The organism is Paenibacillus sp. FW126-R14 (assembly GCF_058789495.1).
The window spans coordinates 126,356-146,105 of record NZ_JBYTBS010000005.1 but is presented as its reverse complement, the minus strand read 5'-3'; the positions used below and the strand labels follow the sequence as shown (position 1 = coordinate 146,105).

The following is a 19,750-nucleotide window of genomic DNA, read 5'->3' as shown; positions in this document are numbered from 1 at the left end:
GTAATTCAGACCTAAATGCACCTCCTAGCCTTATTTTCTCGGTTTCAGGAAAGAGAAGATTTATTTCAGAGAAGCTATCGGATTATTTGATCCGCTTGCAAATTGAACATGTCTTCCAAAAACATTAAAAGATATTAAATCTGTGTTTTTAATATTTTCCTTTTGCGTTATCACGTCATGCTGAACATAGTGGCTACTTGCTACATAAGCAACGTATCCCGAAACAACCATGGCTTTATCAAAACGAATTACTCTGCTGAATTGTTGATCATCCACAGCTAATAAAGTTTTCTTAGTATCCAACAAACTAAAATTTTGAGAAGCAAAAAAAGTTACTTCTGGATTGATACCTTCTTGTTTAATTTCCATAGTAAAACGAGCAAGAACAATGAATGTTTTCCTTTTGTCTAAGCCACTATACCACGTACGCATATCAATGATGGGTAAATAAGGATCAGCTGAATCATTTGGATCTACAATAATTAACTGATTCAATGTAGCCGAAACCCCTTTACTATACTCCCATGTTTGCCCAATTGCTAAAGCCTTCAAACCCAACATCGTCCCCACATTACTCCCAGTAGCAGCAATCTCCGCCGCACTCGCCGCATACTTATCGATCGGCAGTATTTCCCCATTCCTAGCAGCAAGAATCCGCTCTATGATCGTAATCGCCTGGGCACGCGTGCTAGTCCCATACACGTCCAAATCAGTCCTGCTTACCCCATGAATCAATCCCTGTTTCGTAGAATCAACCATAGTCCCTTTCAAAGTCTTATCAACACTTCGCACACTCAAAATAGACATCTCGTATCTCTGCAGCGGTTCATTGTATCGCTCGGGAAACTCGGCAGGGATAATTTCGAGCGATTTCAACCGATCCACATAGGGCTGAAACCATCCATCTCCTCCCGCTTGATTGACTTTTTCCCCCGTAGCGAGCGCCACCATTTTGATAAATTCAGCACGGCTGATCGGCAAGTCAGGCTTAAATGTTCCATCTTCATAGCCATCGACGTATTTCTTTTCAACAGCCGTTAAAATGGACGGCTCCGCCCAATGCTCAGTCGTATCTTTGAAACTAATCGGACTCTGCGCAGAAGAATCCATCACATCATAGCCAATGGATGCCACACAAAGCATTGCAATTCCAAAAACAGATAATTTTCCTTTCATACAGAACCCCTTTTCTCCACAAAAAAACCGCCCTGCCATCGCGATGTAGGAAACTCAACGATGACATGGGCGGTTCTTCCGCACAAAGCTATTATTATTATTTCAAAAATACCATATACTAGTAGTTTTGTAAATCTCTAATTTTGAGCTTCGTGAGCATTTTGCAGAGCAGTCAGTTCTTCAGCCGTCAATTCTCTCACTTGACCTAATGCCAGATTCGGATCCAACGCAAGCGGACCCATGGAAATTCGTTTTAAGTACGCGACTTTCTTACCTACCGCTTGGAACATCCGTTTTACTTGATGAAACTTGCCTTCCATAATCGTTAACTCGATTTCGGAGAGCACGCCACTAGCTTCGTTACCGGTACTCACAATTTTCAATATGCCCGGAAGCGTTTCATAGCCATCGTCCAAGGTGACACCTTGCGAAAATGCTTCGATATCCGCCTCTGTAACCTCCCACTCTACTTTAGCAAAGTAGGTCTTTGGGACGTGCTTGCGGGGAGAGAGCAGATTATGGGCCAGCTTCCCATCATTAGTAAGCAAAAGAAATCCTTCCGTATCCTTGTCCAATCGGCCGACAGGGAAGACTTCAAATGGCGCATAAGCCGCATCCAAAAGATCAACCACGGTCCGATCGCGATTATCTTCCGTAGCAGAAACAACGCCTTGCGGCTTGTTCATCATCAGGTAGACGAACTCCCGGTAATGCACCGTTTCGCCGTTTACCTGAATGATATCCTTGTCGGGATTGACTTGCATCCCGCTGTCCTTGACCTTCACGCCGTTGACATAAATCGCGCCTTCCTTAGCAAGGCGCTTGAGTTCAGAGCGCGTGCCGACGCCTACATGGGCGAGTATTTTATCGAGCCGTTGTGTTTGTTTCATGACCGCTTAGGTCCACCTCCAGCCGGGCGGGTATTCGTTCTTCAGCATCCCGTCCAGCCACTTGCCCCAGCCGACGGGATGCTCATCAATGCAGACAAGGCAGTAGCCTTTGGCTGCCTTGGTCACTTCCGGGTCGCGGATAATCTCGCTCTCCGCGACTTCGAGCGTCTCGCCCTTCAAGTACCGAAGGGCTCGCTCGTCGCTCGAAGCCAAGCTCAGCGCTCGCTTGGCTTCGCGCATGCGCAGTCCCATGGCTAGCGCATGGGACGGCTCGAATCGGCCGCGGTGCAGCGCGCCGATGTACCAGCCTGGCCGCACGACTTTCAGTCCGTGCAGTTCAGGCAAGTTCGCCGGCGACGCATAGGCGTGCTCGCCGTAGCATACAAGCCGCAAGTCGGCGAAGGGCTCGCTGCGCAGCAGCTCGTCCTCGAACGCCTGCAGCGGCTCTAAGCTCACGCGGGAATCGCTTCCCGCGCGGCCCTTTCCACGCAGCACCTCGCGACCGCTGCGCGCCCCCGCCCCCGATGCCGACACAAAGTCGGCAGCCTGCCTTCCATCATTCCCGGCAACCAGCCTCGCATCATCCACAGCATCCTGCCCTTCATCCTTCCCCTCACCCCTCCGAAGCACAGCCACATAATGCCCCTCACCGCGCAAACGATGCGGCCAAAGGCGCGCAGTACCGGCAACCGCCTCACGGGCACGAGGCGAAAACTCCTCCTCACACCACGGCTCACGCAGCCAATCCGGATGTCCAGCTTCAAACCGTATAACCGGCACCACTTCAAACGCGGGATGCTTGTCCAAAAACTCCGCAATCTGGGCCTCATTTTCTTCCGGCGAGAACGTACAAGTGGAATACACGATCGTGCCGCCGGGCGCAAGCATTTGAGCCGCTTGCCCAAGCAGTTCCCTCTGCATCCCGGCAAATTCCTGCACCGTATGGCGCTCCCACTGCTGCATCATATCTTCTTCCTTACGGAACATCCCTTCCCCTGAGCAAGGGGCATCTATTAATATTTTATCGAAATAACCCTGAAATGCGTTTAACATCCGTTCCGGCCGCTCGTTCAACACGACTGCGTTCCGAACGCCGAAGAGCTCTAAGTTTTTGACCAACGCCTTCACCCGGTCCGAATGGTTATCATTCACGACAAGAACGCCTTCGCCTTGGAGCTTCGCGGCAATCTGGGTAGACTTGCCCCCCGGAGCCGCACACAGATCGAGCACCTTTTCACCCGGCTGAACCTGCAGCAGCTCCGCCGGCGCCATCGCGCTGGGCTCTTGAATATAATAAAGTCCTGCATGATAATAAGGATGTTTGCCAGGACGATCTCCTTCTTCATAATAAAACCCTTCTGAAGTCCATGGCACAGGCTCAAGCGCAAAAGGGCTTTTTTCCAAAAAGTCAGCTTTCGCGATTTTGCCCGTATTCACTCTTAAACCGTAAGATCTCGCTTGGTCATAAGAGGACAGAAAGAGCTCAAATTCTTCTTCCCCTAATAAATCCATCATTTTATCCCTAAACAAGGGAGGCAGCTGCTTCGTCATCTGATCTACTTCTCTTTCCTCTTTTATCATCGCTATTATAGCTGAACTGTCACGAAACAGCCAATTATTTTCAAAATACCAAAAGGATATGCTATACTTTTTATCGAAAATAGTAGTAAGTAACCAACATAAGATGAGGTGCATGAAATGAAGAAACTGCTTATTTATCTAGGCATTGTCGTTATTTTATTTGGGGGTTTGTATTTCGTCAATCAGCAGTCTACCAAATCATCGGATAAAGCGAACGCTGGCAATCCTTACGGCGTTGCAGCATCCAAGCTCAATCCCGAAACGGTGAAGCAGTTGAATGACCCGAACTATCAAAATCTGATTCTGCCTAAAGACCTCGATCAAAGGCTGAAGAACAAAGAAACTTTTTTCCAATATTACTACGCATCCACCTGCCCTCACTGTAAAGTCACTACTCCGGTCCTTGTTCCAATGGAAAAAGAACTGGGTCTTGATGTGAAGCAATTCAATTTAGAAGAATTCAAAGATGGTTGGGAAAAGTATAAAATCGACTCCACACCGACCCTCGTTTATTACAAAGACGGGAAAGAAGTTGACCGTATCGTTGGCGGTGTTCCTGAAAATGGCGGCACTGGCGGCAATACGCCGGAAGTATTTAAAGCTTTTTTCCAAAAATACAAAGGTTAATACGCACGGCCCAAGCAGCGGAATCCGCTGCTTTTTTTCATTTATTGGCTACTGAGTTTTTTTCGTAAAATAGCGGAGAGGAGCAGCAACAAGGGGATGATGAGCCCGAAGGTTCCGGAGAAAAAGACCCAAATTTTAGAGGAAAACTGAATGAAATAAGACGCATCCGGGTAAGCGATGATCGAAAGAACGAGCAGGCTCATTCCCAGAGGAACATATAACTGGCGAATTTCTGTCAATTTAAAAATTTCACCTAATGCCACAGCAGACGCGTACAGACAGAGCGTTAGCTTAAAGTAAATGGTAATGAACCAGATCCCCGCCATCACAACCTCAAGACGTTCGAGGAAATTGCCGATCGAGATTCTTCGGGCTAATGAGAAGCTCGGATACATTTGAATCGCGGTTAAATCGTCTCCCAGCACAAGAATAGATAGAAGCGAAATGACAATTAGCAAGCAGCCCCCAATGGAAACCCCTGTGAGAAACGCCTTCCCCAGCTTCGGGGTCTGCTTGACGAATGGCAGAATCATTAAGAAGACGACAAGTTCCATATACGGCGTTCCAATCAGAGGAATAGACGCACGTACAACAGGTTTGAGGCCATATCCGAGTATCGGCAGCATATTGCTTGTTTTCATTTGGGTTGGAAGCAGGATAAACATGAGGAAGAAAAAGGTCAGCACCCAAGGTAGAAAAATTTCCGATGTGCGTGTAAAAGTTTCCAACCCGTTGCGAATACCCAAAATGACGATCGCCAGAAAGAACATATGCGTAAACTGCAGCGGTGTATCCACCAGGACCTGGGTTGAAATAAAATCGCCTAAATTACGAAGCACCAATGCGGCCAACAGAAAGAAAAAGCAGAAATAGAGCAAGCCGATCGCTTTGCCGAACCATTTTCCCATGAGCTCCTCGCAATAGGCTACCAACGTTTTCTGGGGAAAACGCCGACCAATAGCTAGATACAAAATGACAAGCAGCAAGCCGAATAAGAGTCCTAAAATAGCTGCAACCCAAGCATCCTCCTTAGCATCATAGGCAAGCCCCGAAGGTGCGATGAGAATCGAACTGCCAATTGTAAACAAAATGGTCAAAATCGTAAACTGATGGACGCCGATCCTTCCCTTCTCAATCATTCGATTCACCTCAATTTTAGAATGCCAAAAACAAACTGACTGACCGGATGATACACATAGGTAATCCAGTCCAGCGGATTCGGAAGCGCCACCCTCTCAAAATGCAAAATGCAAAACAATGCTCCTATGAATAAGAGGGAAGCAAATACCCAGATTTCTGCAGCGAGCTGTTTGCTCAGCAGGTCCGGGAGTTCCAGCAAACACGTGAGAACGACCATGATGACAATCGAGATGAAGATCCACATGTTATCACTCCTCCTTAGGGCGCAATATAATGGAGTTATTCGTTGTACCTAGGCGGCGAATATGCAAATCGATAGAGATATTGACTTGCAGCTCGGTGAATTCATTGGGCCAATCCTGCTTTATTTGCTCCCACGTCTTGGGGGACGCATCCTCAATGAGCTCACCGAAGCCGAATATATCCGCTTTATTCTCTTTGGCTTTGTTAATGGAAGAAGTCATGACTTTTTGCAGGGAGTTAGAGGCGATTTTCTCGATCTCATGTATCGTGTCCGGGTCGAGCAAATCGATTTTACATTGAACTTCGCTTATATTTTCCTCCATCATGACGTGAATGTTGATTGACGGCTTGCCGTTTATTACTTGCCCTTTGGCTTTGGTTTTCGAACGGATAATTTCTACGGTTAACGTTCCGCCTTTGGGACATTCGAGATGCCCCATCGTGCTTTTGACATTGCCCATAATATAGTTATAGCCCTTGCTTTCGTCCTGGTTCAGCCAATCGATCAGTTTGTCCTGTTTAAATAGAGCTAACCCGGTATACTGCAAATTGGTGATGGGTTCCGTCTCCGCTAAGGACGACTTCGAATTCCCCGCCTCTGGATCGCCCTTGATTCGAATGCCGGTTAATACCGCCTCCGTTGTCGGTTTGCTAAGATTGCTTATAAACTGATCGATGCGAACGCTGACCGTCGGGGCCCACGCCTTTTCTGAAGTTTCCAGCGTTTTGAACATTTTGTTGGCTGGAATTCTTTCGATCGGCGTTAACACTTGCAGCACTTTGGAGGCAGTCGTACCTCTGGCAACGATGATGTAGAAATCGGACCGGATTTCATGGTCTCTGGTAATGCCATCCAAGACTTTGGCCACCCCTTCGCGGGCCAGCTCCTCCCCAATGACGATAATGCGCAGATGGGAAGCAAACAATTTACGGGGAGCTGAAGTCGTCAATTTCCTTGCTGCTTCCAACGTTGAAATTCCCTTCGCTGAAAGGGTCGTGATGGGCGTACTGTAGCCTGCCCCTTTTTTCGAAGCTACCTCATTGGGGTTTACGATTTGCGCAGTAACTAAGTACTCGTCTCCGCTTTTATCGAAACCTACGCCAACCGTAATGGCCAAATCGTTCAATTCATGCCGGTCCCAACATCCGGAGAGCACAGTGCCAAGTAAGCTTAGCGTACACAGCATACGAACTAATCTTTTCATTGGCAGATCCCCCCTTTATTCTGGTCTTGGTTTACTCGTCGGGGCATTGTTTTCGCGAATCACATTCGTTTGGCTAATAAATCGAGGTCTGGAGAACAAGCCCCATTGCGGAAATTTGAGGATGGTATCCTTCTGATCGGCCAACACGAACGGCGCCATGGGAGACATGTACGGAACTCCAAATGAACGCAGGGAACAGAGATGCTGAACCATTGCGATTAAGCCAACCGTAATACCGAACAGGCCAAAGGTAGCTGCAAATATCATCAAAATAAAACGGATGATTCGCACGGGGATTCCCATACTAAAAGCCGGAATGACAAAGTTCGCGATCGCTGTAATCGCCACAACAATAACCATTGCCGGCGATACCAGCCCTGCATCCACAGCTCCTTGCCCGATCACTAACGCTCCTACGATAGATACGGCTTGACCTACCGTCTTAGGAAGCCGCACCCCGGCTTCGCGCAAAATCTCAAAAGTCACTTCCATCAACAGCGCTTCCACAAAAGCTGGAAAAGGAATGCCTTCCCGCTGTGCGGCTAAGTTGAACAGCAATGAGCTGGGCACGAGCTCTTGGTGAAACGTCGTCATCGCAATATAGAAGGAAGGTGCCATCAATGAGATAAAAAAACACATATACCGCAGCATGCGTAGAAGCGTCGCAAATTCAGCACGTTGATAATAGTCCTCCGCCGATTGAAAAAACTGTGTAAAGAACACAGGAGCCTCCAGCACGAAAGGCGTTCCATCCATCAATATGGCGATGCGCCCCTCCAGAAGGCCAGCCGCAATCACATCGGGCCGCTCGGTATTGTACACGGTCGGGAACGGTGTGAAGGTTTCATCCTGAATGAGCTCCTCGATGTTGCCGCTTTCCAGAATGCCGTCAATATCAATGCGTGCCAGCCGCTGCCGCACCTCGTCTACAATTTTGTCGTTCGCAATGCCGTGAATGAACATGATCGCCACTGTTGTTTGCGTAACTCTGCCGATTGTCATACTTTCCAGCCATAAATTCGGGCTTTTGATACGCTTTCGGATGAGCGAAATGTTCGTACCTATCGATTCCGTAAATCCATCGCGGGGACCTCTCACAACGGATTGCGTAGACGGTTCCTCCACGGATCGCTGATCTTCCGCAGATATATTCACGGAGAGTACCTGTGTATAACCTTCGACAAAGATGACAGTTTCCCCTGACAAAATCCGATAGCACACTTCTTGATAGTCGCTGATCGTTTGGACTTCTCCATACGTCAGAAGCATGTTCTTCATCAAATCAGGTAATTCATAGAACCCCGTTTCCATGCCTAGCAGGAGTTCAGTCGATTTTACCGTTAAACCGTTCATCATATCCTGAAACATTGTTTTGTTTACCATCTGCTCCAGGAAGGCAAAGCCTATTTTGCAATCCGTTTCTAGAGCTAAGTAGAGTTCACCGGTTTTGAGATCGGCACTCTTGCCAAAGGTTAGTTGGATTTGCTCGATGTTTAATGTGCTGTCGCCGGAAATGCTTATTTGCGTAAAGGGCTGTTTCTGCTCTTGAGATTGTGCCGTTGGCATTTTGTCACGATTGAATAGTTGATGCAGTGTCTTGGTCCACGTTATTCGCATTGTCACCACCACCACATTCATATTAAAATCGGGCCTGCTCAAGGAAAGTTTTCCCTGATGGTCACAAAATTATGTATATAAGGTCAGTTGAGCAGCAAAAAAGGACCTCATCCCCAACCGGAGAGAAGTCCTTGTTCGCAGACAATTTTCAGCTGCTTGCACTCGTATAATGACGCAGCGCAAATTTCCATAAAACACGTGTCAAAGCCAAACAAACGAGCGCAATCCCCACACTCCAAGCAACCTGCCAGCCACTGATACGTCCAATGAGAGCGGAAGCAGGGAAGGTTGTGATGAAAGCTATAGGAAATATATACGTTAAAGTGAAACGTAGAAATCCTTTGTACACCGAAACCGGAAAACGTGCCGTCTCAAAAAAAGAGCTGAATAAATAAGACAAATTGTCTACCTTTACAGCCCAGAAGGAAAACATCATCATCCCCATCCAAAGCGAATAAACCACCGCAAGCGATGCCACAAAAACAATCGCGAACTCGATAAGCATCAGCAAGCTAGGAATAGCTTCAAGCTGCCATAGCGCGTAGGCAACCAACGCAAGTCCGAGTACAACGTCCGACAACCGCCAGAAAACAAGATGTCTGAAGCTAATATAAAACTGGCTATCTACGGGCTTCGTCAATACGAAATCCAAAGTCCCTTTGCGGATATGATTAACGAGACGCGACATATTAGGCTGTAAAACAAATTCAATAAACCCATGCACCGCATTGAATATGCCTAATAGCACAAGCACTTCGTCGAAGTCCCAACCGCCAATCTCTTCTGTCCGGTAAAAGTACAATTGCACCGTCAGTATCGCCATCGCCAGCCAGAACACCGTCGACAATACATTGGCCGCAAAATTAGCGCGATACTCGAACTCTTCAACGATGCAAGCACGCATAAACTCTCGAAGCAATTGCGCGTATTTCATCGAAGGCTGCACTCCCCTTTCTCATCCGCCAACAGCCCCATATTTCTTAATCCCTTTCTTCCACAGCAAACGAAACGTTACGAGCAGAATGATCAGCCATGCGAATTGGATCGCGAAATTGTATAGAATTGCGGGCGAACCTATCTCGATTTTGCCCACTAAGAGCTCTACCGGAAAACCAACGGTTCCATAGAAAGGCAGCCATGCCGCAACTTTTTCAACCCAGGAGGGAAACATGCTTAATGGCGCAATCCGGCCTGCAAGAAACAGATGAATACCCTCGTAAAGGCTGTAAATGGCCGTCGCCCGATTCGTCCAAAAGGCCAACAAGCCGAACTGGAAACCGATCAGGAACCGGATGGTAGATGAAAAGACAATGGCGCAGAAGAAAAGCACGATTATTTCCAAGGAAATATTCAGCCTTAGCATCGGGAACAAAGCTCCCGCTATCGCCCACGCCGGTAGTAATATAAAAGCGAAAAACAGCTTATACACAAGGTTTTGAGAGATGCTCCAGTGCACGGGGTGAAAAGGCCGTACGAGCTTCGTTGACAACGATCCGTCTTGAATGCTGGTGTCCAGCTCCCATACGTCCCAAGTACTTGTCAAACGATCAACCAAAAGGACACCAAGAAAATACACCATATAATCATGCGCATCATAGCCGCCAACAGTCTGATTATTGCTGATCGACAGCCAAACGGCCATAGAAACAAGCGGCTGAATAAAGGCGCCAACCATCCAGATCAGCGATTCGCTTCGGTATGCAAACATAACCGCCCATTCAACCCGCAGCAGCATACGGTACTTTTGCCAAAATAGAGCCATTCCCTTCATGAGCCGCCGCTTCCCCCTTCGGTCTTCGCCTCAAAGGCTTGGGCGATCACCGATTCCATGGATGGATCTTCGATCGTCAAATCGAGTACGCTGAGCTTGGATAGCAGCCTTGCCGAAAGCTCGGACACCTGCTCTCTGGGCACATCCACATCGACATGTGGAAATGCAAAATGCACTAACGTTCCCATCCCGTGAATAGCATCCGCAAGTTCATGCTCCTGCGTGCGTTCAGCCAATTGAAGACGAATGCGCTTATTAGGCGCATACTTGTCTATCAATTGGCTGATCGCTCCATCGTATAGAAGCCGGCCTTTGCCAATGACCAGCACCCGTTCGCATAGCGCCGTAACATCAGCCATGTAATGACTCGTGAGCAGAATGGTCGCTTTGTATTTGCGGTTGTAGTCCTGAATGAACCGCCGCATCACTTCCTGCATATTGACGTCAAGCCCAATCGTCGGCTCATCGAGAAATACGATTCTGGGCCTGTGCAGCAGCGCTGCGGCCAGTTCGCACTTCATTCGTTCTCCGAGCGACAGCTGTCTCACCGGCTTTCGGATCACTTCTTCCAGCTGCAGGAGCTGTACCAGATCCGACAATGTTTCTTCATAGGCTTGATCGGGAATTTCGTAAATCACTTTATTCACCAGAAACGTTTCTGCGGCGGGAAGATCCCAGATCAGCTGGCTTTTTTGCCCCATGACCAAAGAAATCTGCTTCTTAAATTCCTTCTTATGTTGAAAAGGAACAAAACCGCCCACCGTCACCTCACCGCCTGAAGGATGCAGCAGTCCGCTCAGCACTTTCATCGTTGTTGTTTTGCCCGCCCCATTCGGCCCAAGAAAAGCGACGATCTCTCCCTCCGGGATGTAAAAGGATACGTCATCTACGGCTTTAACCGTTCGAAACTTGCGATGGAACAAACTTTTGAGCGAAGCGATGAAGCCCGGATCCCGTTCGTGGACCTGATACCATTTGCTCAGCTTACGAACTTCAATCATGGCCTTCCTCCTCGTCATGCTGGGGCGGATGCTGCTTCATCTGTTCCAGAAGCTCAACGAGCTCCGGGTCAACGAGCTGAATCGTAAGGTCATACGGAGCAAAAGGTTCTTCTTTAATACGGAGGAGCTTCGAAACATAGACCTTGCTATCTTCGACCAAGCTTCCCAAATCGATGCCAAGCGAATCCGCCGGATAAGGCCCCAGTTTATCCAATCCCGCGCTAAACAGCTTAATGGAACCGCTTACGTTTCCATTTGCATGATGATAAAGGCCCACTGCAATTTGCAGTAGACCTTGATATAGAGGGCTCCGGCCTTCTTCCAGCCAAAGCTCCTCCATCACCTCATGACATTCAAAATAATCGCGCAGTTCGTTAAAATAATACAGGTAAGCTACATATAAACGATCGTAAGCAGCCATAGATCAGTTTAGATCTCCTTTTTTCGCTCGGGCGATTGCGATCTCAAGATCGGAAGACAAATCGCTCAAGCCGTCTTCCGTTTCCCAAATCTCGTTGAATCTTAGCTGAAATTGAGCTGCTTCCCGAACCCTATGATAGAAATAAAGCTCCTGAATATTGCTCAGTACTTTATTGACTAAATTCGAGTTATCTTCAAACCTTTTCTGCGATTCAACAATTTCACCGCGAATGCTGGACATTTCTTGATCTAAGAGATAAGCGGCCTCAGCCGCTTTGCTCAAACGGGCTCTGACATCAGCCGGCAGCTGCTCTTTATATTTATAATTTAAGGAATGCTCAATCGTAGCCCAGAAGTTCATAGCGAGCGTTCGGATTTGCACCTCAGCCAAAATTCTCTTCATACCTAAAGCCGTTTGCACCGGATACTCGATAATAATATGAAAACTCCGGTAACCGCTCGGTTTCTTATTGGTAATATAATCTTTCTCGTAGACAACGCTCATATCCTGCCTGCTGCGGATGAGTTCTGCCAGACGCTCGATATCCGCTTCAAACTGACACATAATCCGAATGCCCGCGATGTCCTCGATACCGGATTCCAATTGATCCATCGGTACGTTCAAACGCTTCGCTTTTTCCAGCATGCTTGATATTTTCTTAACGCGGCCTGTTACGAATTCAATGGGGGCATATTCTTCCCTGCTTTTAAGCTCGCCGCGCAGCGTTTTAAATTTTACCTTCAATTCTTCCACCGCTTGTTCGTAAGGCAGGAGAAATTTCTTCCAGTCTCGTCCATCCATTGATTTTTCCTCCATTTCAAATGAAGTCAGTTGTGATCTGCACCGATTGCCTGGGAAATATGAGTATATCCATCTTTTTGGAGCAAATCTTGAAGTCCCCTATTAATGTTAGTAAGAATGCCGGGACCCTCATAAATTAACCCTGTATAAACTTCAACTAAGCTGGCACCGGCCCGAATCTTGTCATAAGCGTCCCTAGCCGTGAAAATCCCTCCGGCTCCAATAATCGGCAGCTTGCCCCCGGTCAACTGATAGACGCGCCGAATGACCTCAGTGGACCGCTCTGTCAGCGGTCTTCCACTAAGCCCGCCTGCTTGCGAACGGTTGGCATGTACGAGTCCGGCTCTGCTTAACGTTGTGTTCGTCGCAATGATTCCCGAAACTCCGCTGTCCTTAATCGTGTGTACGGTTAATTCAAGCTCCTCTTCGGTGAGATCAGGCGCTATTTTGACGAGGACAGGCTTGCCCGTGTGCGCATTCTTCGTCTGTTGAAGCTGCATTTCGGCGGTAACCGCATCAAGCAATCGCTTCAAATCATTCCCATGCTGTAAATTACGCAAATCCGGCGTGTTTGGTGAGCTAATATTGACGACAAAGAAGTCGCCGTATGTATATAAGTCCCGAATGCATGCCCGGTAATCCTCTTCGGCCTGCTCGTTCGGAGTCGTTTTATTCTTACCTATGTTGATCGCTACGGGAATGGTTCGTTTGCCTGTCTTCTGCAAGTTGTGAGCCATCTCATCCGTTCCTACATTATTGAAGCCCATCCGATTGATCAGCGCCCTGTCTTCGGGTAAACGAAATAACCGCGGCAGCTCATTGCCTGGTTGGGGTTTGGGGGTTATGGTACCAACTTCCATGAATCCAAATCCAAGCTGTGAGAAGCCTTTCACTGCTTTTGCATTTTTGTCTAATCCTGCAGCCAAACCGACCGGATTGGCAAACTCGAGTCCCCATATACGCTGGTTCATGAGAGGCGAGTTCTGCACTCCGTACATCGATTTAAGTAATTGCGCTCCGCCTGGGAAACGAGTTACCGCGCTTAGACCGTCAATGGTCAGATGATGCGCCTTCTCAGGGTCCATTCGAAACAAAATCGGTTTTGCTAACTTCTTATACAGCATGTCCTATGCACTCCGTTCTCTAATGACTCTAACAGTCAGTTTAGCTGACATTGTGCAATTATGCAATCCACTGTAAGTCTTAAACACCGGATTCAAACAAAAAATCCCTGCTCCATAACGGTTGCAAGGGAAGAGATCCTACTATGCCAAACTCTATACTTCCGAGCGCTGAAGCAGCCGTTCCAAGTGCATGGTGAGATACCCAGTTTCGTCGTCCGCCACTTCCATTTGCAGGGCATCGCTGAGCATAAGCGACAGAACTTTCGCCTTCACAAAGGTGTCTCCGTACTCTTCTTTGATTTTATTCAGGAGCGTATTTTGCAGTGTCTTTCTTTGTTTCACCCGCTCGATGACGCCTTTCAAATGACTGATGAATCGCAATGTGGAGAAGGAATCGTCGAAGTTAAAGCCTAATTCTTTCGCCGATTCGATCGTCTTCGAGACGATTCTGACAACCGCTAAGGAATCTGAAGCCTGATCTTTTTTGCGGGCGCTATTGAAATGCATCGTCAAGAACGCGACTTCATCCTCCGGCAATTTAACATCCAGATGTTCATTGAGGAATTCGACGGACTTCTTGGCTACCTTATATTCCTCCGGGTACATATACCCAATTTCATAAGCAAATGGATTTGTGATGAAAATGCCCCTTTTTTGCCGCTCCACCGCAAAATTAATATGGTCGACTAACGAGGCGTGAATCGTTTCTGAGAAATCGCCTTCCAGCATGCTTTGCGCGTAAGCGATCACCTCTTCCGTGATCCCGATAATTTGCAAGTCAACCGCATTCAGGATTTGTTCATAGTTCCTAAGCACCTCTGATGTATGCAAGAGGAATTCTTGCGTAATTTCCGCTTCATCGATAGGCATACCCGGTGTTTTCTTAAAACCAATCCCTTTGCCAAAAGCAATCGAGTTTTTCCCTGATGTCAAATGCGCCATCACCACATTGTGTGAGAGAACATGGATGATCGTCCGTTCAATCATTAGACACCTCCTAATCTTTGTTTCGGGGTCCCCGCAAAGCATTCGGAATAGACTTCGATGGCATATGTCACTTTGCGGGTTAAATTGAGGCTTGTCCTGATTTGTCTTTAGACTTGTGAAGCATAGGTTTAATACTTTCGCGAATATGCTCTGACTCCGTACCGAATACGACGTGTACGTTGCCTTTTCCCAATCGGATGACCCCTATGGCGCCGAGCTCTTTGAGTTCGTTATCCAATACGAGCTTCTCTTCATTGACGAGCAAACGCAGCCGCGTAATGCAAGCATCAATCGAAATAATATTTGAAGGCCCTCCGATATGTCTCAATATACGGGCTAGGCGGTCTTCCTTAATTTCCACAGGCGGACTAACGTCCACCTCTGCCTGCTCAACCGTTTCGTCCCGGCTGGACACTTTCATCGGAAAGAAATACAAATACACCCGAAACGTCAGATAATAAAGAATAAAGTATCCTGCACCTACAAGGAGAATCAGATAAGGATTCGTAGAGATGTGCCAATTCAGTACAAAATCGATGAAACCGGCGGAAAAACCAAACCCCATTTTCACCTGAAGCACATTCATTAGCAGCATCGATATACCCGTTAAGCAGGCATGAATAACGTATAAACCAGGGGCTACGAACATAAAAGCGAACTCGATGGGCTCCGTAACACCCGTTAAGAAGCTGGTTAGACCAGCGCTCAGCAGAACAGGGCCGAGAAGTGATTTATTGACCGTTGAGGAACTTTTAAACAAAGCGAGAGCTGCAGCAGGAAGGCCAAACATAATGACAGGATAAAATCCAGTCATAAACATGCCCGCTTCCGGATCGCCCGCAAAAAAACGGGAGATGTCGCCATGTACGATTTTGCCTGTTGATGTGGTATAATCCCCGATTTGAAACCATGCGATATTATTAATGATATGATGCAAGCCCGTGGGAATCAGCAGGCGATTCATAATCCCATAGATAAGAACGCCGATATTGCCATTATCAACAATCCATATGCCGAAAATGCTGATCGCTTTTTGGACCGGTGGCCAAATGGAACCCATCAGCAGCCCGAGAAAAACCATCGCCAAAGCCGTTAGTAAGGGGACAAAACGCTTCCCTCCGAAAAAGCCTAACGCTTTCGGTAATTGAATATGCTGGAACCGGTTAAAGAACGTTGCAGAAAGCACTCCGACAAGCATGCCGCCGAGTACCCCCATATCCAAAAATTCCGCCGAATCGGTACCGGTATGAAAAAGCTGCAAAACCTTGTTAAACACGAGATAGCCGACCGTAGCCGCCAATGCCGCAATTCCGTCTCCGGACGTCAGCCCGATGGCAATGCCAATCGCAAAAATTAAAGGCAAATTATCAAAAATCGCGCTTCCGCCGGACTCAAAAATATGAGCCACCTGCATAAGAAAAGGATCGCTGAATGTCATATTGCCTATACGTAAAAGAATGGATGCCGCCGGCAGAACCGCAATCGGAATCATTAAAGAACGTCCCATTTTCTGCAATAAATACATGGATCTCATGTTATGTCACCTATCAAGCCCATAAGTTTGGCCGTTCCTTATTTGCTCTTTCTATTTCCATTATAGTGGAAAAAACACCCTCCCGAAAGGATAAAATACTCTAGGATAAGGTGTTTTTTCTATGCAGCATATGCGATTATTTCACCGCTCCGGCCGTTATCCCGCTTGCGATTTGGCGTTGGAAGATGATATATACGATCAGGGTCGGAATCGTTGTAATCAGAAGTCCTGCGAACAACGGCCCCCACTCTACGCGATATTGCATCTCCGCCTGCATAACCGCAAGACCGACCGGAAGCGTGTACTTCGTTGGTTCATTCGTCAGCACGACGCCTAAGAAATACTCATTCCAGTTATTCAACATATTCGTAATCATGACCGTAATCAGTCCCGGCTGCGACAAAGGCAGCATAACGCGGAAAAACGTACCATAGTGGGTTGTCCCGTCAATGATAGCGGCCTCTTCAATTTCTTTCGGCAGCGATTTGTAGAATCCGACCAGCAGAAAGATCCCAAACGGCAGATTAAGTGCGGCATAGACAAGAATTAAGCCCAGCCACGTATTAACCAAATGCAAATCGTTCAGCAAGAAGAACAGCGGAATGAGCGCCAGCGCGAACGGAATCATCATCGAGGAGATGTAAATCGTAAAAATGATTTTATTCCCTTTAAAATCATACCGGGCTAAGATGTACGCTGTCATCGCCGCAAGAATCATGCCCAGCAGCGTACTTCCAACCGTGACAACAATTGAGTTTAAGAAATAGGTGCTAAAGTTATATTTACTCCATACATAGGAGAAATTGGACCATAACAGCGGGAACTTCGGCAGCGCCCATGGGGCATTCAGGAAAAATTGCTCGTTATTTTTGAGCGCATCGAGCAGTGTCCAAATCAAAGGATAGAGGACGGCAACACTCCAAATCAGAAGAATGATCCAGACAATCAATTTGGCTAACGGATTTTTGATCTCCATACGATAGTTCCCCTCCTTCAGAATCTTTCTTTTTCTAAGATAGCCTTAATGCATTTCGATCGTTTCTTGGCGCATGACACGCTGCAGAACGAGGGTTGTGATCAGCGAGACGATTAAAATCATGACACCGATGGCCGCTCCATAGCCGAAATGATATTGTTGAAAAGCCATCCGATACAGGTAAGATCCCATCACTTGGGTTGTATTATCAGGCTGTCCGCCGTTCGTCATCAGCTGAACAATGACAAAGGACCCATTCAAGGTCGTGATGACAATGTTGACGACGGAAACTTTAATTTGCTCCCAGATAAGCGGCATGGTGATGTTGCGGAATTGCGACCATTGACCGGCTCCATCTATATTAGCTGCTTCATAATAGGAAGCAGGAATATTCACGATTGCAGCAATCATCAAGATCATGTAGAAGCCGATACCTGCCCAAATTGTAGGCGGCAGCAGCATCCAAATGGTGTGCTGTGGAAAGCCCAACCACGTAATATCGACTTTTTCACCGGTGAAAAGCGACAAGAAGGCATTCAGGAATCCAATTTGAGGATTATAAATGAAGTTCCAGAGGACACCGATAACAACGACCGAGATCACATTGGGGATAAAAAAAATCGCCCGGAAAAAGCCGGAGCCTTTCACTCTGAAGCGTGTCAATGCAACTGCGAAGAACGTTGCCAGAAGCATAATGCCAATCACTTTTCCTACGACCAAGAAATAATCGTTCCCAATGGCTCTAAGAATAATTGGGTCTTTAAACAGTTCTTTGAAATTGTCAAAACCGATAAACGTGCTGTTCTCCGACATTCCTGACCAATCATAGAATGACTTCTGCAAGGCCTGTATAACAGGGTAGATCGTAAATACACAGAAGAACAGAAAAGTCGGAATGATGAATGAAGCGATGAATAAATTCCTTTTCCATACTTTTGACTTGGCCTTCATTCTATCCTCACCGTCCTATCATTAAAATGGCGGAGAACGCCTAAGGCGCTTGACCTTAAGAGTTCTCCGCACTGCCGCATTCAGTTATTATTTCTTTTGTTTAGCAACGACATCTGTTACACGTTTGACCCACTCTTCAGGCGTGATCGTTCCGATTGTCAAAGCAACCGTCGCATCCTGCATCGCTTTGTCGACGTCAGCAGCGAAGGACACAGTAGGAACAACAACCGTATCAGGGGAAGACAAGAATTTCGCTGCATCTTTTACAAAGTTAGGCGCTTTGGAAGAAGAGATATCGCCTTTGATGTTGGAAGGCGCACCGCTAAGCTCTGCCCACTGGGAAGCTTGTGCTTTGGAGAATACAAACTGCATGAACGCTTTCGCTGCATCTTTGTTTTTCGCCTTTTTCGCAATCGCGAATGTCGACGTTGACGTATTCGCTACCACTTTCCCACCTTTATCCTGCGTGATGGATGGGATGAAGCCGAAGTCGAAGGAAGCTGGAACGTCTTTCGCCATTTCGTTTGGCAGCCATAGACCGTTCGGAATGAAGGCATCTTTATGTTGAAGGAATAACGATTGGGAATCCGTGTGATTGATTTGTACGGATGCTTTATCGATAAATCCTTTGTCGCGAAGTTGAACGATTTTGTTCAAACCTTTCAAGATTGCCGGGCTTTTCCAAGCATCCAGGTTGTTCGAAGCCATATCTTGCAGCAATTTGTAGTCGTTGTTGTTCGCTGATACAATCGCTGGATACAAGACAGCACCGTTGATGTAGTACGGGTATTTACCGGTATGAATGAAAGGATTAATGCCCGCTGCTTTAATCGTTTCGCTAACTTTCAAGAAATCTTCGAAATCTTTAGGCTCAGCCCAGCCTTTGTCTTTGAACAAAGCCTTGTCATAGAAGATACCCCATGAACTCATAACGAATGGGATGTTGTAGATTTTGCCATCGTACTGCGGCGGTTGCTGCGCAAGCAGATCAAGAATTTTTTCGCCGTCAACGTTTTTCGCATCTTTCAGCCAGTCTGTCAAATCCTCAAGCTGACCGTCTGTCACCATTTGACGATCAAACAATTCAGGTCCGTCGATATATACGAAATCAGGTGGGTTACCAGCGATCCAACGGGGTTTCGTTTGTTCGTTGATTTTTGGTCCCGCACTTTCTTTAATTTTCAAATCCGGGTTTGCTGCTTGGAAATCGGCAATTACTTTTTTCCACCATTTGTCGCCATACCCGCCGACAAAGTATTGGATTTCAAAATCGCCGGTTAATTTTTTTGCGGCTGCCGCAGTAGGCGCAGCGGTTGCTGCGGTGGTTGGAGCAACGGTTGCAGCTGGTTTTGTCGATTCTGCCGGAGCAGCGGATTTACCGCAGCCTGCTGCTACAAGTACCATGGAGGCAGCTAAGCCCAGTGTTGACCATTTTTTCATCTTCATGTGTTCATCTTCTCCCTTTTTTAATCAATCTGTTTGATATTTGGAGTAACGAATTCCCGCTTTAACAAGCTTCCTTTTTTGTGCTACCAACCCCTTTCATCGTTCAAGTACTGAAAAAAAATAAAAAGGGCATAGTTATAGAAGAAAACTTGCGTTCTTCTAATAACTAATGCCCTAATGGTAACATGTTATCAAAACTGACATATTCAATTGTTTTCACTGCTTCACGTGACTAAATATTACAATAAAATGACATGGT

At 47.0% G+C, this 19,750-nt stretch carries 19 protein-coding genes; 1 reads left to right on the top strand and 18 read right to left on the bottom strand.

The window, feature by feature from the left end; genetic code table 11:
• Positions 1–60: 60 nt before the first annotated feature.
• The 3 genes from AC3WRW_RS05320 to AC3WRW_RS05310 all read right to left on the bottom strand — a co-directional run bounded on the left by AC3WRW_RS05320 (position 61) and on the right by AC3WRW_RS05310 (position 3,617).
• Entirely contained in the window at positions 61–1,176 is a 1,116-nt protein-coding gene (locus tag AC3WRW_RS05320) for an S-layer homology domain-containing protein (protein ID WP_492545311.1), read from the bottom strand.
• Between the two features lie 137 nt (positions 1,177–1,313).
• Positions 1,314–2,066 carry a pseudouridine synthase gene (locus tag AC3WRW_RS05315; RefSeq protein WP_492545310.1) on the bottom strand — a complete coding sequence of 251 codons (753 nt, stop codon included), beginning with the start codon at positions 2,064–2,066 and terminating at the stop codon, positions 1,314–1,316.
• 6 nt (positions 2,067–2,072) lie between these two features.
• Complete coding sequence (locus AC3WRW_RS05310) at positions 2,073–3,617, bottom strand: RsmB/NOP family class I SAM-dependent RNA methyltransferase (protein ID WP_492545397.1); 1,545 nt, start codon at positions 3,615–3,617, stop codon at positions 2,073–2,075.
• Positions 3,618–3,764: 147 nt separating this feature from the next.
• On the opposite strand from AC3WRW_RS05310, the gene AC3WRW_RS05305 reads away from it, so the two are divergent.
• A complete protein-coding gene (locus AC3WRW_RS05305; protein WP_492545309.1) occupies positions 3,765–4,274 on the top strand; it encodes a thioredoxin family protein in 510 nt (169 codons plus the stop codon).
• 41 nt (positions 4,275–4,315) lie between these two features.
• Here AC3WRW_RS05305 and AC3WRW_RS05300 read toward each other — a convergent pair whose 3' ends face one another.
• The 15 genes from AC3WRW_RS05300 to AC3WRW_RS05230 all read right to left on the bottom strand — a co-directional run bounded on the left by AC3WRW_RS05300 (position 4,316) and on the right by AC3WRW_RS05230 (position 19,491).
• Entirely contained in the window at positions 4,316–5,413 is a 1,098-nt protein-coding gene (locus AC3WRW_RS05300) for a GerAB/ArcD/ProY family transporter (protein ID WP_492545308.1), read from the bottom strand.
• A gap of 5 nt (positions 5,414–5,418) precedes the next feature.
• Complete coding sequence (locus AC3WRW_RS05295) at positions 5,419–5,658, bottom strand: hypothetical protein (RefSeq protein WP_492545307.1); 240 nt, start codon at positions 5,656–5,658, stop codon at positions 5,419–5,421.
• Positions 5,659–5,662: 4 nt separating this feature from the next.
• Positions 5,663–6,862 carry a Ger(x)C family spore germination protein gene (locus AC3WRW_RS05290; protein ID WP_492545306.1) on the bottom strand — a complete coding sequence of 400 codons (1,200 nt, stop codon included), beginning with the start codon at positions 6,860–6,862 and terminating at the stop codon, positions 5,663–5,665.
• Between the two features lie 15 nt (positions 6,863–6,877).
• Entirely contained in the window at positions 6,878–8,479 is a 1,602-nt protein-coding gene (locus AC3WRW_RS05285) for a spore germination protein (RefSeq protein ID WP_492545305.1), read from the bottom strand.
• 148 nt (positions 8,480–8,627) lie between these two features.
• Entirely contained in the window at positions 8,628–9,413 is a 786-nt protein-coding gene (locus tag AC3WRW_RS05280; RefSeq protein WP_492545304.1) for an ABC transporter permease, read from the bottom strand.
• 21 nt (positions 9,414–9,434) lie between these two features.
• Positions 9,435–10,250 (bottom strand): ABC transporter permease, encoded by an 816-nt coding sequence (locus AC3WRW_RS05275; RefSeq protein WP_492545303.1) that lies wholly within the window; start codon positions 10,248–10,250, stop codon positions 9,435–9,437.
• The gene (locus tag AC3WRW_RS05270) at positions 10,247–11,251 is read right to left on the bottom strand and encodes an ABC transporter ATP-binding protein (protein ID WP_492545302.1); all 1,005 of its coding nucleotides are present in this window, start codon (positions 11,249–11,251) and stop codon (positions 10,247–10,249) included. The genes AC3WRW_RS05275 and AC3WRW_RS05270 overlap by 4 nt, the downstream gene beginning before the upstream one ends.
• A complete protein-coding gene (locus AC3WRW_RS05265; RefSeq protein ID WP_492545301.1) occupies positions 11,244–11,672 on the bottom strand; it encodes a DUF309 domain-containing protein in 429 nt (142 codons plus the stop codon). The genes AC3WRW_RS05270 and AC3WRW_RS05265 overlap by 8 nt, the downstream gene beginning before the upstream one ends.
• 3 nt (positions 11,673–11,675) lie before the next feature.
• Positions 11,676–12,473: a GTP diphosphokinase gene (yjbM, locus tag AC3WRW_RS05260; RefSeq protein ID WP_492545300.1), complete on the bottom strand. Its 798-nt coding sequence runs from the start codon at positions 12,471–12,473 to the stop codon at positions 11,676–11,678.
• Positions 12,474–12,499: 26 nt separating this feature from the next.
• The gene (locus tag AC3WRW_RS05255; protein ID WP_492545299.1) at positions 12,500–13,597 is read right to left on the bottom strand and encodes a quinone-dependent dihydroorotate dehydrogenase; all 1,098 of its coding nucleotides are present in this window, start codon (positions 13,595–13,597) and stop codon (positions 12,500–12,502) included.
• A 153-nt stretch (positions 13,598–13,750) separates the two neighbouring features.
• Positions 13,751–14,584: a PRD domain-containing protein gene (locus AC3WRW_RS05250; protein WP_171683594.1), complete on the bottom strand. Its 834-nt coding sequence runs from the start codon at positions 14,582–14,584 to the stop codon at positions 13,751–13,753.
• 79 nt (positions 14,585–14,663) lie between these two features.
• Positions 14,664–16,118 carry a PTS transporter subunit EIIC gene (locus AC3WRW_RS05245; RefSeq protein ID WP_492545298.1) on the bottom strand — a complete coding sequence of 485 codons (1,455 nt, stop codon included), beginning with the start codon at positions 16,116–16,118 and terminating at the stop codon, positions 14,664–14,666.
• 136 nt (positions 16,119–16,254) lie between these two features.
• A complete protein-coding gene (locus AC3WRW_RS05240) occupies positions 16,255–17,094 on the bottom strand; it encodes a carbohydrate ABC transporter permease (RefSeq protein ID WP_492545297.1) in 840 nt (279 codons plus the stop codon).
• A gap of 45 nt (positions 17,095–17,139) precedes the next feature.
• Positions 17,140–18,045 carry a carbohydrate ABC transporter permease gene (locus AC3WRW_RS05235; RefSeq protein ID WP_492545296.1) on the bottom strand — a complete coding sequence of 302 codons (906 nt, stop codon included), beginning with the start codon at positions 18,043–18,045 and terminating at the stop codon, positions 17,140–17,142.
• 87 nt (positions 18,046–18,132) lie between these two features.
• The gene (locus tag AC3WRW_RS05230; protein ID WP_492545295.1) at positions 18,133–19,491 is read right to left on the bottom strand and encodes an ABC transporter substrate-binding protein; all 1,359 of its coding nucleotides are present in this window, start codon (positions 19,489–19,491) and stop codon (positions 18,133–18,135) included.
• Between the last annotated feature and the right edge of the window lie 259 nt (positions 19,492–19,750).

Coding starts and splice junctions, on each gene's coding strand:
- AC3WRW_RS05320 (WP_492545311.1), bottom strand. CDS start 1,176: ATGAAAGGAAAATTATCTGTTTTTGGAATTGCAATGCTTTGTGTGGCA.
- AC3WRW_RS05315 (WP_492545310.1), bottom strand. CDS start 2,066: ATGAAACAAACACAACGGCTCGATAAAATACTCGCCCATGTAGGCGTC.
- AC3WRW_RS05310 (WP_492545397.1), bottom strand. CDS start 3,617: ATGACGAAGCAGCTGCCTCCCTTGTTTAGGGATAAAATGATGGATTTA.
- AC3WRW_RS05305 (WP_492545309.1), top strand. CDS start 3,765: ATGAAGAAACTGCTTATTTATCTAGGCATTGTCGTTATTTTATTTGGG.
- AC3WRW_RS05300 (WP_492545308.1), bottom strand. CDS start 5,413: ATGATTGAGAAGGGAAGGATCGGCGTCCATCAGTTTACGATTTTGACC.
- AC3WRW_RS05295 (WP_492545307.1), bottom strand. CDS start 5,658: ATGTGGATCTTCATCTCGATTGTCATCATGGTCGTTCTCACGTGTTTG.
- AC3WRW_RS05290 (WP_492545306.1), bottom strand. CDS start 6,862: ATGAAAAGATTAGTTCGTATGCTGTGTACGCTAAGCTTACTTGGCACT.
- AC3WRW_RS05285 (WP_492545305.1), bottom strand. CDS start 8,479: ATGCGAATAACGTGGACCAAGACACTGCATCAACTATTCAATCGTGAC.
- AC3WRW_RS05280 (WP_492545304.1), bottom strand. CDS start 9,413: ATGAAATACGCGCAATTGCTTCGAGAGTTTATGCGTGCTTGCATCGTT.
- AC3WRW_RS05275 (WP_492545303.1), bottom strand. CDS start 10,250: ATGAAGGGAATGGCTCTATTTTGGCAAAAGTACCGTATGCTGCTGCGG.
- AC3WRW_RS05270 (WP_492545302.1), bottom strand. CDS start 11,251: ATGATTGAAGTTCGTAAGCTGAGCAAATGGTATCAGGTCCACGAACGG.
- AC3WRW_RS05265 (WP_492545301.1), bottom strand. CDS start 11,672: ATGGCTGCTTACGATCGTTTATATGTAGCTTACCTGTATTATTTTAAC.
- yjbM (WP_492545300.1), bottom strand. CDS start 12,473: ATGGATGGACGAGACTGGAAGAAATTTCTCCTGCCTTACGAACAAGCG.
- AC3WRW_RS05255 (WP_492545299.1), bottom strand. CDS start 13,597: ATGCTGTATAAGAAGTTAGCAAAACCGATTTTGTTTCGAATGGACCCT.
- AC3WRW_RS05250 (WP_171683594.1), bottom strand. CDS start 14,584: ATGATTGAACGGACGATCATCCATGTTCTCTCACACAATGTGGTGATG.
- AC3WRW_RS05245 (WP_492545298.1), bottom strand. CDS start 16,118: ATGAGATCCATGTATTTATTGCAGAAAATGGGACGTTCTTTAATGATT.
- AC3WRW_RS05240 (WP_492545297.1), bottom strand. CDS start 17,094: ATGGAGATCAAAAATCCGTTAGCCAAATTGATTGTCTGGATCATTCTT.
- AC3WRW_RS05235 (WP_492545296.1), bottom strand. CDS start 18,045: ATGAAGGCCAAGTCAAAAGTATGGAAAAGGAATTTATTCATCGCTTCA.
- AC3WRW_RS05230 (WP_492545295.1), bottom strand. CDS start 19,491: ATGAAGATGAAAAAATGGTCAACACTGGGCTTAGCTGCCTCCATGGTA.